Below are 13,997 nucleotides of genomic sequence, written 5' to 3'. Positions count from 1 at the left end.
CCGAGGAGCCCGCATGGACGCAACGCCCCCCCTGGCACCCACCCCGGTACCGCCGCCGTTGGCGGCCGTGCCGGTCTTCAGCAGGCAGGACGCTGACCACCTGCGCGCGCTGTCCATCGCGCACTACGTGTTCGGCGGCCTGATCGCGCTGCTCTCGCTGTTTTTCATTCTGTACATCGTGCTCGGCATCAGTGCGCTGAGCGGCCATCTGCCGATGAACTCCGGGGGTCAGCCCTCGTCGCCGGCCGAACAGCGCCTGTTCGGCTGGGTGTTCACGGTGCTGGGGACTGTGTTCGTCGCCGGTGGCCTGGGCATGGCCGCATTCGTCATCCAGGCCGGACGCTGCCTGGCCCAGCGTCGTCGCCACCTGCTGTGCCTGATCGTGGCCGGCCTGCTCTGCCTGTGCGCGCCGCTGGGCACCGTTCTGGGGTATTCACCCTGGTTACGCTGCTGCGCCCGCAGGTCAAGGCCGCCTTCGATGCAAGTGGTGCAACGACATGACGACACCCGGCGCACCACCGCCGCTACCACAGCAGACCCTGGCGCAACTGCAGCTGGCCAGCCACCTGCAGACGCTGAAGGTGCTGTTCTACGCGCTGGCGGTTTTCCACTGGATGGCCGCGCTGGCGTTCCTCGGTTTCATCGGCCTGGTCGCCAGCTCACGCGGGCTGGCCGATGGCGCGGTACTGGCCACGGTGTACGGGGTCATTTCGCTGTTGGCGGCCGCGCTTGGCGTCGTGCAGCTGCACACCGCACGCCTGCTGTCGCGCCGCACCGGGCTGGCCTGGTGCCAGCGCGCGGCCTGGCTGGCGGTACTGGCTGGCCCGCTGGGCATGGCCCTGACCGCCTATGCCTGGGTGTTTCTGTCCAAGCCTGACATGGCCGCACTGTTCGACCGTGGCGACCATCTCAGCGTCTGAGCTTGCCGGCAGACGCCCCCCTCCCCTGATCGACTCCCCATGTCCGCGCCTGCCCTCTCCACGACCGCCTCGCCTGCCGCTTCCCGTTTCACGGGCCCCAAGAAGCTGGCCTTCGCCGCCGTGCTGGCGGTGTTCGCGATCAGCTGGATCCACCCGCTGTGGCCCACCGAGCAGGCCCTGCACAGCACCCTGACCGTGATCGGGCTGGCCGCACTGCTATGGGTCGACCGCCGGGGTGGCTGGCTGGGCAACGGTGCCTTCATCGCGATCTGCGGCTTCATTGCACTGCACTGCGTGGCTGCGCGCTGGCTGTACTCGAACGTGCCCTACGACGCATGGGCGCAGGCGCTGGCCGGCTGGTCGCCGAATGCGGCGTTTGGCTGGCAGCGTAATCATTTCGACCGGCTTATCCACTTCCTGTTCGGCGTCTGCTTCACGCCTGCGCTGCTGCAGCTGGCACGCCATGCCTGGCCGGCGCTGCGCCGCCGCCAGGCTTTCACCCTGGCGGTGATGGCAGTGATGTGCGCCAGCCTGGTCTACGAGTGGTTCGAGTGGGCCATCGCGCTGGCCCTGTCGCCGGACGCCGCCGAGGCCTACAACGGGCAGCAGGGCGACATGTGGGACGCCCATGCCGACATGCTGCTGGCGACCGTGGGCAGCCTGCTGAGCTGGCCGTTGATCCGCCGGAGTCCCGCGCAATGACCGCGCCCACCCGCATCGCGGTGCTCGCCTCTGGGCGCGGCAGCAACCTGCAGGCCATCCTCGATGCCATCGCGGCCGGGCGCCTGCCCGCCGAGGTCGTCGGCGTGTTCTCCGACCGCCCGGCCGCCGCCGCGCTGCAACGGGTCGGCGCCAGCCTGCGCTGGGCACATGCGCCGAAGGAATTCGACGACCGCGCCGCCTACGAGCAGGCCTTGGGCGATGCACTGGCCGCGGCCGCGCCGGACTGGATCGTCTGCGCCGGCTACATGCGCATTCTCGGCGCCGCCTTCGTGCAGCGCTTCAATGGCCGCCTGGTCAACATCCACCCCTCCCTGCTGCCACTGCACAAAGGGTTGGATACGCATGCGCGAGCTTTGGACGCCGGCGATGCCGAGCACGGGGCCAGCGTGCATCTGGTCGTTCCCGAACTGGATGCCGGCGCCGTGCTGGCCCAGGTACGGGTACCGGTGATGCCCGGCGATGACGCCGACAGCCTGGCCGCGCGCGTGCTGGCGGTGGAGCATCCCCTGCTGATCGCCACCCTCCAGCTGCTGTGCGCCGGCCGCCTGACTGAACGGGAGGGGCAGCCGCACCTGGACGGTCACCCCCTGTTTAGCCCACTGGCCCTAGATTCCGCCGGGAACCTGAACCGGTAACGCCCACGCACACGCCCCGCTGACTGCGGGGCTGGCATCCTGCCCCCCTCCTGCAGCTCCTGTCCTCCATGAAGACCACGACCCTGCTGTCCACTTCATTGCTGCTGTCGCTTGTCGTGCTTCCCGGCGTGGGTTGGGGCCAGGTGCAAGCGCCTGCGGCCCCTGCGCAGCCGGCGCCTGCAGTCCAACCGCCTGCGGAACCGGCCGTGCCGATGCCGCCGGCGCTGGCCTGGGAGCCGCCGCCGCTGCAGCCGTTCACCGCGACCTACCAGGCCTTCTACAAAGGCAAGGAGGCCGGCGACGCCAGCATGCAGGTCACCCACACCGGCGGCAACCAGTGGCGGGTGGACATGCAGGTGGTTGGCCGCCGCGGCTTTGCAAGCGTGCTGGGCCTGAACATCGAACAGAGCACGGTGTTCGAAGAGCGCAGCGGCGTCTATGCGCCGCTCAGCCAGAGCACGGTGCGCAAGGGCCTGTTCCTGGGCAAGAAGGCGGTCGGCACGTACAACTGGCAGGCCGGCACCGCGCAGTGGAGCGGCGACGTCAAGAAGGAACGTGCGCAACCGATCCCGCTGCAGCCGGGCGACCAGAGCGCGCTGCTGATCAATCTGGCGATCATGCGTGATGCCCGCCCGGGCGCCACCATGCATTACCGCTACGTGGACATGGGCAAGGTCCGCCAGCACGACTACCAGGCCGCGCCGCAGACCGAGAACGTCGAGGTCGGCGACCTGTCCTACAACGCGCTGCGGGTCTACCGGACCAACGGCGGCAACAACGAAACCATCCTCTGGATCGCCAACGGTGTCCCCACCCCGGTGCGCATCCTGCAACGCGAAGACGGCGAAGACCGCGTCGATCTACGCCTGATCGAGTACCAAGGAGTCTGAGCATGAGCACCCTGACCCGCCCCTCACCTGGATCGCTGCAGCCGCACTGTCGGTGGCCAGCCTGCCGGCCATGGCCCTGCAGCCATTCAAGGCCGATTACCTGGCCAGCTACATGGGCATGCAGGCCAATGGCAGCATGACGCTGAGCAGCGAGGGAGCCAACAAGTGGCGCTACACGCTGCAGGTGAAGAACCAGCTGGCCGACCTGAGCCAGAGCACCGTGTTCGAAGAGGTGCGCGGCCAGCTGCGCCCGCTCAGCAGCCAGGACCGTTCGGCACTGCTGGTGAAGAAGCGCAATGTGCAGGCCAACTACAACTGGACCAGCAACCAGGCCACCTGGACCGGCGACATCAAGCCGGACCGTGCGGGCCCCATCGCGTTGAAGACGGGCGACATGGACGCGCTGCTGATCAACCTGGCAATCGCCCGCGACCTGGCCGCCGGCAAGCCGCTGACCTATCGCATGGTCGACGAAGGCCGCATCAAGAACATGACCTACCGCGTGGTCGGCAAGGAATCGATCACCGTGGGCGGCAAGAGCTACGAGGCCACCAAGGTCTCGCGTGCCGACGGCAACAAGGAGCTGATCGCGTGGATCGTGCCGGAATTCCCGGTGCCGGCGCGCATGCTGCAGCGTGAGAGCGGCCGCGATGCGCTGGACCTGACCATCAAGGCGATGAACTGAGCGCCCGGGGTCGGATCCCTTCCCAACGGGAAGGGCTCTGACCCCGACAGCGACCCGGCGCCTTCATCCACGCATGGCGTGGATCTACCGTAAAAAAACGCCCGCTTTCGCGGGCGTTGTTCTTACTTCTTTTGCTCGGCCGCGGCCGGCTTGAACTCGGTGCGGCAGTCCACGCGGATCTGCTCGCCGGTGCTGCGCCAGATGAAGGTGCGGCAATGGCGGTTGCCGTCCTGGCTGTCGTTCACCGCGACCGCGTAGAACGATTCGATGATCTCGTCACGCGAGACCGTGCCGTCGCCGTTCCAGTCCATGTCCTTCTGCTCGATGCCCTGGGTGATGGCGATGTTGGCGTACCAGGCATAGCCCAGCCACGCCAGCACGATCAGCACCAGGGCCAGCAGCGCCTTGCGGCGCGGGCTGAACTTGCCGCGAAGGATCATGGCACGCGCCGGATGGTGGCGCCGAGCGAAGACAGCTTCTCTTCGATGTTCTCGTAGCCACGATCAAGGTGATAGATGCGGTCGATGGTGGTCTCGCCGCTGGCCATCAGGCCGGCCAGGATCAGCGAGGCCGAGGCACGCAGGTCGGTGGCCATTACCGGCGCACCGCTCAGGGTCTCGCTGCCACGCACGATGGCGGTGTGGCCTTCGACCTGGATGTCCGCGCCCAGGCGCAGCAGTTCGTTGACGTGCATGAAACGGTTCTCGAAGATCGTTTCGTTGATCACGCCGACGCCGTCGGCCACGCAGTTGAGCGCCATGAACTGCGCCTGCATGTCGGTCGGGAATGCGGGGTACGGCGCGGTGGTCAGGTTGACCGCCTTCGGTCGCTTGCCCTGCATGTCCAGGGTGATGGTGTCTTCGGTGGTCTCGATCTTCGCGCCGGCCTCGACCAGCTTGGACAACACCGCGTCCATGGTGTTCGGGCGCGCACGGTTGACCGTGACCTTGCCGCCGGTCATCGCCGCAGCGACCAGGAAGGTACCGGTTTCGATGCGGTCGGGCAGCACTTCGTGGCGGCCGCCGGACAGGCGCTCGACGCCTTCAATGACCAGGCGGGCAGTGCCCAGGCCTTCGATCTTCGCGCCCAGCGCGATCAGGCAATGCGCCAGATCGGTCACTTCCGGTTCCATCGCGCAGTTGTCGAGGACGGTGGTGCCTTCGGCCAGCACCGCGCCCATCAGCACGTTCTCGGTGCCGGTGACGCTGACCATGTCGAAGGTGAAATGGCCGCCCTTCAGCCGCTTGGCAGTGGCCTTGATGAAGCCGTTCTCGACCACGATCTCGGCACCCAGCGCCTGCAGGCCCTTGATGTGCTGGTCGACCGGACGCGAACCGATCGCGCAGCCGCCGGGCAGCGACACTTCCGCCGCGCCGAAGCGGGCCAGCAGCGGGCCCAGCACCAGGATCGAGGCGCGCATGGTCTTGACCAGCTCGTACGGCGCAACGTGCTGGTTGACCGAACGCGGGTCGACCACGATCGCACTGCCACGCGACAGCGTGCCCTGGTCGATGGTGACCTTGGCACCCAGTTCGCCCAGCAGCTTGACCGTGGTGACCACGTCGTGCAGGTGCGGCACGTTGGTGATCTCCACCGGCTCATCGGCCAGCAGGGTCGCGCAGAGGATGGGGAGGACGGCGTTCTTGGCGCCGGAGATGCTCACTTCACCGTGCAGCGCAGCGCCGCCGGTCACAACGATCTTGGCCATGTATTCGGGATCTTCTGCGGTTCAGCCGGCTTCGGCCGGGGTCACGGTTTTCAGCGCCAGCGCGTGGATCGCGCCGCCCATCAGGTCGCCCAGCGTGGCATAGACCATGCGGTGGCGGGCCAGCGGCATCTTGCCGGCGAACGCCTCGCAGACCACGGTCGCTTCGAAATGCACGCCATCATCGCCCTGCACGTCGGCGCGGGCGCCAGGCAGGCCGGTTTCGATCAGATTGCGGATGGTGTCGGCGTCCAACGGGCTTTCCTAATAAAATGTGCCTCCATTCTACTTCCGCTGCGTGGCGTCCGCATGGCCGAATCCCTGTTGCCCCCCGTTCCGTCGACCCTGCCGGCCTGGTCGCCAGTGGCCGCCGCGTGTTCGAGATCGAGCGGCAGGCGCTGGATGCCGTCGCCGACCGCCTTGGCGAGGCCTTCCAGCAGGCCTGCGAGGCGATCCTGGCCAGCCGCGGCCGGGTGGTCGCCACCGGCATGGGCAAATCCGGCCACATTGCCCGCAAGATCGCCGCCACCCTGGCCTCCACCGGCACACCGGCGTTCTACGTGCATCCCGGCGAAGCCGGCCACGGCGACCTGGGCATGATCACCGAAGCCGACGTGGTACTGGCCCTGTCCTATTCGGGCGAGTCCGATGAGGTGCTGATGCTGCTGCCGGTGCTCAAGCGCCAGGGCAACGTGCTGATTTCCATGACCGGCCGCCCGCAGTCGAGCCTGGCCACGGCCGCCAACATCCACCTGGATGTGAGCGTGCCGGCCGAGGCCTGCCCGCTGGCGCTGGCGCCGACCTCCAGCACCACCGCCTCGCTGGCGATGGGCGATGCGCTGGCCGTAGCCCTGCTTGATGCGCGCGGCTTCACCGCCGACGACTTCGCCCGCTCGCACCCGGCCGGCAGCCTCGGCCGTCGCCTGCTGCTGCACATCACCGATGTCATGCACACCGGCGAGGACCTGCCCAGCGTGGGCGCCGATGCCAGCCTCAGCGAGGCGCTGGTGGAAATGAGCCGCAAGCGCCTCGGCATGACCGCCGTGGTCGACGCCGATGGCGTGCTGATCGGCCTGTTCACCGACGGCGACCTGCGCCGGGCGCTGGACAGCGCGCTGGACGTGCGCACCGCGAAGATCGCCGATGTGATGACCCGCAACCCGCGCACCATCGGTGCCGACCAGCTGGCCGTAGAGGCCGCGCGGCAGATGGAGACCCAGAAAATCAACGGCCTGATCGTGGTCGATGGCCAGGGCCGTGCGGTCGGCGCCCTGAACATTCATGACCTGTTGCGGGCCCGGGTGGTTTAACCGACAGTCCGTAGACCCCATTCAGTCTGTAATGCCCCACCCGCCCCCACCGAGCCTGATCGCCTGATGCCCTGGTCCCCGCTGCCCGCGTTCCCCGCCCACCTGCATGCCGCTGCGGCCCGCGTCCGCCTGGCCTGCTTCGACGTGGACGGTACCCTCACCGACGGTCGGCTGTACTACGACAAGGACGGCAACGAGAGCAAGGCGTACTTCGTGCAGGACGGTCTGGGCCTGAAACTGCTGCAGCAGCACGGCATCCACCCCGTGCTGATCACCGCGCGCAACAGCCAGTCCGCGCTCAAGCGCGGCGCCGACCTCGGCATCGACACCCAGATCGCCGTGGGCGACAAGCTGGCCAGCGTGCAGACGCTGTGCGCACAGCATGGCATCGGCCTGGAGCAGGTGGCCTTCATGGGCGACGACCTGCCGGACCTGGCGCCGCTGGGCGCGGTCGGCCTGGCGGTGGCGCCAGCCAACGCCCACCCGTGGATCGCCGAGCGCGTGCACTGGCAGACCCGCGCCGATGGCGGACGTGGCGCCGCCCGTGAACTGTGCGACATCCTGCTGGCCGCCCAGGGCCATGTGGACGCGGTGCTGGCGAGGTTCGGCGCATGAACCTGCCCACCCTGAACTGGCGCACCGTGCTCGGCATCGGCCTGCTGCTGGCGGCCCTGCTCAGCAGCTGGGCGGCCCTGCGCAACCGTGACAAGGGCCCGGCCACTGCCGGCCAGGACGCCGGCGTGGACTACATCCTGCACGACTTCCAGATCGTCGCGCTGGATGAGCAGGGCAAGGAATCGACCACCCTGCGCGCACCGCGGCTGGAACGCCAGCGTGGCGACCAGACCATCAACATCGCCACCCCACTGTTCGAGATGCCGGACAAGGATGGCAAGCACTGGACCCTGCGCGCCGAGACCGGCTGGCTCAGCGCCAAGGGCGACGAAATGAAGCTGCGTGGCAATGTCGCTGGCGACAGCCCGGCCGATCCGGGCGTGGTGCCGACCACGTTCCGCACCGACCACCTGGACGTGTTCCCGAAGGAAAACCGTGCCCGCACCGATGCGCGGGTCACCATGACCCGTCCCGGCATGGAACAGTCCGGCGTCGGCTTCGAGGTGGATTCGAAGAACAACACGTATCATTTCCTCAGCCAGTCCAAGGGTCGTTACACGCCCCGACGCTGATTCCGCCACCCTCCTGCGACGTCCCCGGACCGGCGCAAGGATGGCAGCCCCCCCACCCGCCGCCGGTTTCCCGGCGGCCCCACCGGTAGAACGGACCCCGATGAAGATCCCCTTTGCAGCCGTACTCGCGCTCGGTCTCCTGGTTCCCAGCGCTGGCTTTGCCAAGTCCACTGATCGCAACGAGAACATGAACATCGACTCGGGTGCTCAGTCGGGCGTGCTCACCGGCGATGGCAAGACCGTGCTCTCGCAGGGCGTGACCGTTACCCAGGGCACGCTGGACATCCGCGCGTCCGAAGCGGAGATCTACCTCAAGGACGGCGAGGCCGTGCGTGCGGTATTCACCGGCAAGCAGGCCACGATGAAGCAGCAGCTCGACGACGGCACCTGGATGGACGCGGTGGCTGATCGCATCGACTACGACATCAAGACCGAGATCATCACCCTGACCGGCAACTACAAGGTCACCAGCGCGCGCGGCACCAATGCCGGCCAGCGCATGGTCTACAACACCCGCAGTGGCGAGATGAATTCCGGTGGCGATGGCAGCCGCGTGCGCACCGTCATTCCACCGAAGAACAAGAACGCGGCGGCGCAACCGGCCGCCGCACCCAAGGCGGCGGCTCCGGTCAGTACGCCGGCCAGGCCGGCGGGGAGCAAGAAGTAATGCTCGTCGCCAAGGGCCTGCGCAAGCGCTACAAGCAGCGCGAAGTCGTCAAGGACTTCGGGCTGACCCTCGACGCCGGTGAAGTGGTCGGCCTGCTCGGCCCCAACGGTGCCGGCAAGACCACCTGCTTCTACATGATCGTCGGCCTGGTCGCCGCCGATGCAGGCAGCATCGTGCTCGACGGCAAGGACATCACCAGCGACCCGATGTACACCCGTGCCAAGCAGGGCGTGGGCTACCTGCCGCAGGAGCCGTCGGTGTTCCGCAAGCTGACCGTGGCCGACAACCTCCGCCTGGTGCTTGAACTGCGCGAAGACCTGGATTCGGCCGGCCGCGAACGCGAATTGAACAGCCTGCTCGATGAGCTGCAGCTGGGCCATGTCGCCGACCAGCTCGGTGCCAGCCTGTCCGGTGGCGAACGTCGTCGCTGCGAGATCGCCCGCGCACTGGCCGCGCAGCCGCGCCTGATCCTGCTCGACGAACCGTTTGCCGGTGTCGACCCGATCTCGGTGGGCGAAATCCAGCGCATCGTCACCCATCTCAAGCAGCGTGGCATCGGCGTGCTGATCACCGACCACAACGTGCGCGAGACCTTGGGAATCTGCGACCGCGCGTATATCCTCGCCGAGGGCACCGTGCTGGCCCAGGGCTCGCCGGAGGCGATCCTGGACAACGCTGACGTACGTCGCGTCTACCTTGGGGATTCCTTCAAGCTGTGACCGCAGGTGCTGGGTCCCTTTCCTTCCGTTCGGCACAGGCATGAAGACTCGGCTGCAGACATCGTTGGGACAGCAGCTGGTGCTCACCCCCAGCTGCAGCAGGCGATCAAGCTGCTGCAGATGTCCACGACCGAGCTGGAGCTTGAAATCGCCCAGGCCGTGGAAAGCAATCCGCTGCTGGACTGGGCCGACAGCAACGACAGCAGTGCCGCCAATGAAGGCGGCGACAACACGGACGCCGACACGCCGGCCGAACGCGCCGACAATGGCGACGACTGGGCACCGGCCGAGCTCGACTGGAGCGCTGCCGGCAGTGGCGGCAGCTTCGACGATGACGACGACAACGGCAGCGCTGCCGAGCGCGTAGCCGAAACCGAAACACTGGCCGACCATCTGCTGTGGCAGCTGCATCTGTCGCATCTGTCCTCGCGTGATCGCAGCATCGGCGCGGCACTGATCGATGCATTGGACGACGACGGGTACCTGCGCGAGCCGCTGGCCACCATCGCTGAAACCCTGTTGCCGGCGATCCACGCCGACGAGGACGAGATCCTCGCCGTGCTGCATCGCATCCAGCGCTTCGACCCGGTCGGCGTTGCCGCGCGCACGCTCGGCGAATGCCTGCAGCTGCAGCTGGATGTGTTGCCTGGTGACACCGCGGGCCTGGCGCTGGCGCGGCAGATTGCAGCAGGCCCGCTGGAACGGCTGCCACGCAGTGGCGTCGCCGGTCTGGCCCATGAACTGAAACAGCCGCTGGACGAGGTCGAGGCAGCGGTCGCCCTGCTGCGCTCGCTGGACCCGCGTCCAGGGACCCAGATCGCGCCGCTTTCGCAGGATACCTACGTGGTGCCCGACGTGGTGGTGTGGCGGCAGAACGGCATCTGGCGCGCGGCGCTGGCCGCCCATGCCGGGCCAAAGGTGGTGATCCACCGTGGCTACGAACAGCTGATCCGCCGCTGTGGCGAGGCCGACGCCGGCTACCTGCGTGGCCAGCTGCAGGAGGCGCGCTGGCTGCTGAAGGGCCTGCAGCAGCGCGGTGAAACCCTGCTGCGGGTGGTGCGCAGCCTGATCCACCAGCAGGCCGGTTTCCTCGAGTTCGGCGAACAGGCGCTGCGGCCGCTGACCCTGCGCGAGATCGCCGCCGAACTGGGCCTGCACGAGTCGACGGTGTCGCGCGCGATCGCCCGCAAGCATGTGCGCACGCCGCGCGGCACGCTGCCGCTGCGTGCCTTCTTTGCCTCGGGCATCGATACCGAAGGCGGTGGCGAGGCGTCCAGCACCGCCATCCAGGCGATGATCCGGCGCCTGATCGACGACGAAAACCCGCGCAAGCCGCTTTCTGACGCCAAGCTGGCTGACCTGCTCAAATCGTCGGGAATTCCAGTAGCGCGACGCACCGTGGCGAAGTATCGTGAAGCCATGAACATCTCCGCCTCGCACGAAAGGGTCAGAATCGCTTGACGCGCCGCCGCGCCCGGCGGAGAGGTTCATTGGCACATCCGAACACAGGAGAAACCCGATGCGCATCGAAACGTTTGGCAAAGACGTCGAAGTCACCCCGGCCCTGCAGTCCTATGTGGAGGAGAAGCTGGCCCGGATCGGAAAACACTTCGACCAGCACTGCGAAGCGCGGGTGACCCTCAAGCTGCAGAAGACCGAACACCACGTCGACGCCAGCCTCAACATCCCGGGGCAGACCCTGCACGCCGAGGCCGGCGGCCAGACCATGTATGCCGCGATCGACCTGCTTGCGGACAAGCTTGACCGCCTGGTCATCAAGCACAAGGAGAAAAAACAGCAGCACGCACCGCTGCCGGTGGGCGACAATGGTGGCTGATCGCCATCGTTCCCCGCAGACATGCCCCTGACTGACCTCCTGGCGGCCGTGCAGACCCAGCTCTGCACGGCCACCGACCGTGACAGCGTCCTGCAGGCCGCCGCCGGGTTGCTGGCCTGCCGCCAGGCCAATGCCGAACAGATCTATCTGAACCTGTGCCAGCGCGAAGCCCTGGGCAGCACCGCGATCGGCCACGGTATCGCCATCCCCACGGCCGCGCGCCGACCCTGGACCGCCCCCGTGGCGCCCTGCTGCGTCTGGCGGCCCCGGTCGACTTCGGCGGCGATGAGCCGGTGGACCTGGTGTTCGCGATGGCCGTCCCCGCCCACTACACCCACCAGCACCTGATGCTGCTGTCCGAGCTGGCCGAGCTGTTTTCCGCGCCGGATATCCGCCAGGCCCTGCGTGCGGCCGGCGATGCCCGGGCCCTGCGCGAGGCGCTGGACATGACCCCACCTGCGAGCGCCGCATGAATACCAGCATCACCGCCCGTGAACTGTTCGAACAGCAGCGCGAGCGGCTGGGGCTGCGCTGGGCCGCCGGCAAATCCGGTGAGAAGCGCGAGCTGGAGGCCGGCAACACGGTCTCGCGGCGTCCCTCGCTGGCCGGCTACCTCAACGCCATCTATCCCAACAAGGTGCAGATCCTGGGCACCGAGGAACTGTCCTGGCTGGATGCGCTGGAACCGCGCCAGCGCTGGGAGACCATCGAAAAGATCATGCAGTCGCACCCGCTTGCGCTGGTGCTGACCCGCAACCAGGCCTGCCCCGAAGACCTGCGCGCCGCCGCCGATGAATCCGGCACGCCGCTGTGGTTGTCGCCCAAGCGCGGCCACGAACTGCTGAACCACCTGTCCTACCACCTGGCGCGCACGCTCGCGCCGAGGGTGATCCTGCACGGCGTGTTCATGGAGATCTATTCCATTGGCGTGCTGATCACCGGTGAGGCCGGGTCGGGCAAGAGCGAGCTGGCACTGGAACTGCTCAGCCGTGGTCACCGCCTGGTCGCCGACGACGCCCCCGAGTTCACCCAGATCGCCCCGGACGTGCTCGACGGCACCTGCCCCGAACTGCTGCAGGACCTGCTGGAAGTGCGCGGCCTGGGCGTGCTGAACGTGCGCGAGATGTTCGGCGACACGGCTGTAAAGAAGAACAAGTACCTTCGGCTGATCGTCCACCTGACCAAGCCGATGACCGAACCCACCCCGCATGGCTACGAGCGTCTGACCGGCGACTCGGGCACCCGCCATGTGCTGGACCTGGACGTTCCGCTGATCACCCTGCCGGTGATGCCCGGCCGCAACCTGGCCGTGCTGACCGAAGCCGCCACCCGCCTGCACATCCTGCGCACCAAGGGCATTGACCCGGCGGCCATGTTCATCGCCCGCCACAGCAACCTGCTGGAACGGCGAACACCCTGATCCTCCTGCCCCTCGAAGAGCCTGTCCATGAGCACCGCAATCCCCACCGCCCCGACCCTGATCATCGTCAGCGGCCTGTCCGGCTCGGGTAAATCCGTCGCCCTGAAGACCTTCGAGGACCAGGACTACTACTGCTCGGACAACCTGCCGATCCACCTGCTGCCGGACTTCGTGCGCAGCCTGCTGGCCAACCACGACGGCAGCGCACCGCGCCACTTGGCCGTAGGCATCGATGTCCGCGGCCAGGCTGACCTGAGCCAGCTGGGCGACTGGCGGCAGCTGGCCACCGACGCCGGCGTGGAAGTGAAGGTACTGTTCTTCGAGGCCAGCGACGAAACGGTGCTCAAGCGCTACGCCGACACCCGTCGTCGCCATCCGCTGAGCCAGCTGGGCCTGTCGCTGCCCGAAGCGATCGCCCGCGAGCGCGAGCTGACCGCACCGTTGCGCCGCGAGGCCGATGCGGTGATCGATACCAGCACCCTCAACGTGCACCAGCTTCGGCGGCGGATCATCACCGAGTTCGCGATGGACCATGCCACTGGCCTGTCGCTGCTGTTCGAATCATTCGCCTACAAGCGCGGCGTACCGGCCGAGGCGGACTTCGTGTTCGATGCGCGGGTGCTGCCCAATCCACACTGGGACCCGGACCTGCGCGCGCTGAGCGGCCGCGAGCCGGGCGTGCGCGACTATCTGGAAGCGCAGCCCGACGTGCAGCGTTACCTGGCCCAGCTGATGGATTTCCTGGATACCTGGCTGCCGAAACTGGGGGATGGCACCCGCAGCTACGTGACCGTGGCGTTCGGCTGCACCGGCGGCAAGCACCGCTCGGTGTTCCTGGCCGAGCGCATGGCCCGGCACGCCCGCGAGATGGGCTGGCAGGACGTGGCCACCTACCACCGCGAACAGGATTGAGGGTGGTCGGCCGGGCTGCGCCCGGCACCCGTTGGTAGTGCCGGCCGCTGGCCGGCAACAGCAACAGCAACAGCAACAGCAACAGCAACAGCAAAAGCAAAAGCGGCATTCCGTGGGATGGCGGGGCGGTGTGGGTAGCCAGGACACGCCGTGAACCCGTCCATGGGGGCTCGATGGCGCCATCCATGGCGCCAACGGTCCTGCCTACCCACACCGCCCCGCCTCTGACAGATTCCGTGCGCTGTTGGTAGGTGTCGACCTTGGTCGACACGGTAGATCCACGCCATGCGTGGATGAATCGCTGCCAGGCATCGAAAAACGCATGGGGTCGGATCCCTTTTTCAATGAAAAAGTGCCCCGACCCGAGCAACACTGAATACGGGACAC

General features: G+C 67.5%; 16 protein-coding genes and 3 pseudogenes. 16 read left to right on the top strand and 3 right to left on the bottom strand.

All coding sequences use genetic code 11. The annotated features are described in order from the left end of the window. Positions 1 to 13 precede the first annotated feature (13 nt). The 6 genes and pseudogenes from DL544_RS21575 to DL544_RS04825 all read left to right on the top strand — a co-directional run bounded on the left by DL544_RS21575 (position 14) and on the right by DL544_RS04825 (position 3,853). Positions 14 to 501 (top strand): annotated as a pseudogene (locus DL544_RS21575) (hypothetical protein). Further along, complete coding sequence (locus DL544_RS04845; RefSeq protein WP_005415569.1) at positions 498 to 920, top strand: hypothetical protein; 423 nt, start codon at positions 498 to 500, stop codon at positions 918 to 920. Before DL544_RS21575 ends, DL544_RS04845 begins: the two are co-directional and overlap by 4 nt. Positions 921 to 959: 39 nt before the next feature. Next, the gene (locus DL544_RS04840) at positions 960 to 1,622 is read left to right on the top strand and encodes a DUF2238 domain-containing protein (RefSeq protein ID WP_139726786.1); all 663 of its coding nucleotides are present in this window, start codon (positions 960 to 962) and stop codon (positions 1,620 to 1,622) included. Continuing rightward, positions 1,619 to 2,278 (top strand): phosphoribosylglycinamide formyltransferase, encoded by a 660-nt coding sequence (gene purN / locus DL544_RS04835; protein WP_065185831.1) that lies wholly within the window; start codon positions 1,619 to 1,621, stop codon positions 2,276 to 2,278. The genes DL544_RS04840 and purN overlap by 4 nt, the downstream gene beginning before the upstream one ends. A 68-nt stretch (positions 2,279 to 2,346) precedes the next feature. Next, positions 2,347 to 3,168, top strand: a complete 822-nt coding sequence (locus tag DL544_RS04830) for a DUF3108 domain-containing protein (RefSeq protein ID WP_005415566.1) — start codon at positions 2,347 to 2,349, stop codon at positions 3,166 to 3,168. A 31-nt stretch (positions 3,169 to 3,199) separates the two neighbouring features. Beyond that, entirely contained in the window at positions 3,200 to 3,853 is a 654-nt protein-coding gene (locus DL544_RS04825; RefSeq protein ID WP_139726785.1) for a DUF3108 domain-containing protein, read from the top strand. A 122-nt stretch (positions 3,854 to 3,975) separates the two neighbouring features. Here the strand turns inward: DL544_RS04825 and DL544_RS04820 are convergent, their stop codons facing one another. The 3 genes from DL544_RS04820 to DL544_RS04810 are packed head-to-tail and all read right to left on the bottom strand — an operon-like array spanning position 3,976 to position 5,813. Beyond that, positions 3,976 to 4,293 carry a hypothetical protein gene (locus tag DL544_RS04820; RefSeq protein ID WP_065185829.1) on the bottom strand — a complete coding sequence of 106 codons (318 nt, stop codon included), beginning with the start codon at positions 4,291 to 4,293 and terminating at the stop codon, positions 3,976 to 3,978. Further along, positions 4,290 to 5,561, bottom strand: coding sequence for a UDP-N-acetylglucosamine 1-carboxyvinyltransferase (gene murA / locus DL544_RS04815; RefSeq protein WP_065185828.1), 1,272 nt, complete (start codon positions 5,559 to 5,561; stop codon positions 4,290 to 4,292). Before murA ends, DL544_RS04820 begins: the two co-directional genes overlap by 4 nt. 21 nt (positions 5,562 to 5,582) lie before the next feature. Continuing rightward, on the bottom strand, positions 5,583 to 5,813 hold the full coding sequence (locus DL544_RS04810; RefSeq protein WP_005408396.1) for a BolA family protein: 231 nt from the start codon (positions 5,811 to 5,813) through the stop codon (positions 5,583 to 5,585). A gap of 62 nt (positions 5,814 to 5,875) precedes the next feature. Here DL544_RS04810 and DL544_RS04805 point away from each other — a divergent pair, with 62 nt between their 5' ends. From DL544_RS04805 to rapZ, 10 genes and pseudogenes are all read left to right on the top strand, one after another. Further along, positions 5,876 to 6,868 (top strand): KpsF/GutQ family sugar-phosphate isomerase, encoded by a 993-nt coding sequence (locus DL544_RS04805; protein ID WP_479692443.1) that lies wholly within the window; start codon positions 5,876 to 5,878, stop codon positions 6,866 to 6,868. A 66-nt stretch (positions 6,869 to 6,934) separates the two neighbouring features. Beyond that, positions 6,935 to 7,483 (top strand): KdsC family phosphatase, encoded by a 549-nt coding sequence (locus DL544_RS04800; RefSeq protein WP_065177942.1) that lies wholly within the window; start codon positions 6,935 to 6,937, stop codon positions 7,481 to 7,483. Continuing rightward, positions 7,480 to 8,055, top strand: coding sequence for an LPS export ABC transporter periplasmic protein LptC (gene lptC, locus DL544_RS04795; RefSeq protein WP_005415560.1), 576 nt, complete (start codon positions 7,480 to 7,482; stop codon positions 8,053 to 8,055). Before DL544_RS04800 ends, lptC begins: the two co-directional genes overlap by 4 nt. Before the next feature lie 100 nt (positions 8,056 to 8,155). Next, positions 8,156 to 8,722: a lipopolysaccharide transport periplasmic protein LptA gene (gene lptA / locus DL544_RS04790; RefSeq protein ID WP_139726783.1), complete on the top strand. Its 567-nt coding sequence runs from the start codon at positions 8,156 to 8,158 to the stop codon at positions 8,720 to 8,722. Continuing rightward, positions 8,722 to 9,441: an LPS export ABC transporter ATP-binding protein gene (lptB, locus tag DL544_RS04785; RefSeq protein ID WP_005415558.1), complete on the top strand. Its 720-nt coding sequence runs from the start codon at positions 8,722 to 8,724 to the stop codon at positions 9,439 to 9,441. The genes lptA and lptB overlap by 1 nt, the downstream gene beginning before the upstream one ends. A 40-nt stretch (positions 9,442 to 9,481) precedes the next feature. Continuing rightward, positions 9,482 to 10,902 (top strand): annotated as a pseudogene (locus DL544_RS04780) (RNA polymerase factor sigma-54). Positions 10,903 to 10,960: 58 nt separating this feature from the next. Next, positions 10,961 to 11,278 (top strand): ribosome hibernation-promoting factor, HPF/YfiA family, encoded by a 318-nt coding sequence (gene hpf, locus DL544_RS04775; RefSeq protein WP_005415556.1) that lies wholly within the window; start codon positions 10,961 to 10,963, stop codon positions 11,276 to 11,278. Between the two features lie 21 nt (positions 11,279 to 11,299). Then, a pseudogene (locus DL544_RS04770) lies at positions 11,300 to 11,751 on the top strand (PTS sugar transporter subunit IIA). Further along, on the top strand, positions 11,748 to 12,698 hold the full coding sequence (hprK, locus tag DL544_RS04765) for an HPr(Ser) kinase/phosphatase (protein ID WP_005408388.1): 951 nt from the start codon (positions 11,748 to 11,750) through the stop codon (positions 12,696 to 12,698). Before DL544_RS04770 ends, hprK begins: the two are co-directional and overlap by 4 nt. Before the next feature lie 27 nt (positions 12,699 to 12,725). Further along, positions 12,726 to 13,610: an RNase adapter RapZ gene (gene rapZ, locus DL544_RS04760; RefSeq protein ID WP_176556899.1), complete on the top strand. Its 885-nt coding sequence runs from the start codon at positions 12,726 to 12,728 to the stop codon at positions 13,608 to 13,610. The last annotated feature ends 387 nt before the right edge of the window (positions 13,611 to 13,997 follow it).

It is taken from the genome of Stenotrophomonas sp. pho (assembly GCF_006228405.1).
Lineage (GTDB): Bacteria > Pseudomonadota > Gammaproteobacteria > Xanthomonadales > Xanthomonadaceae > Stenotrophomonas > Stenotrophomonas sepilia.
This window is presented reverse-complemented; position numbering and strand designations above follow the sequence as displayed.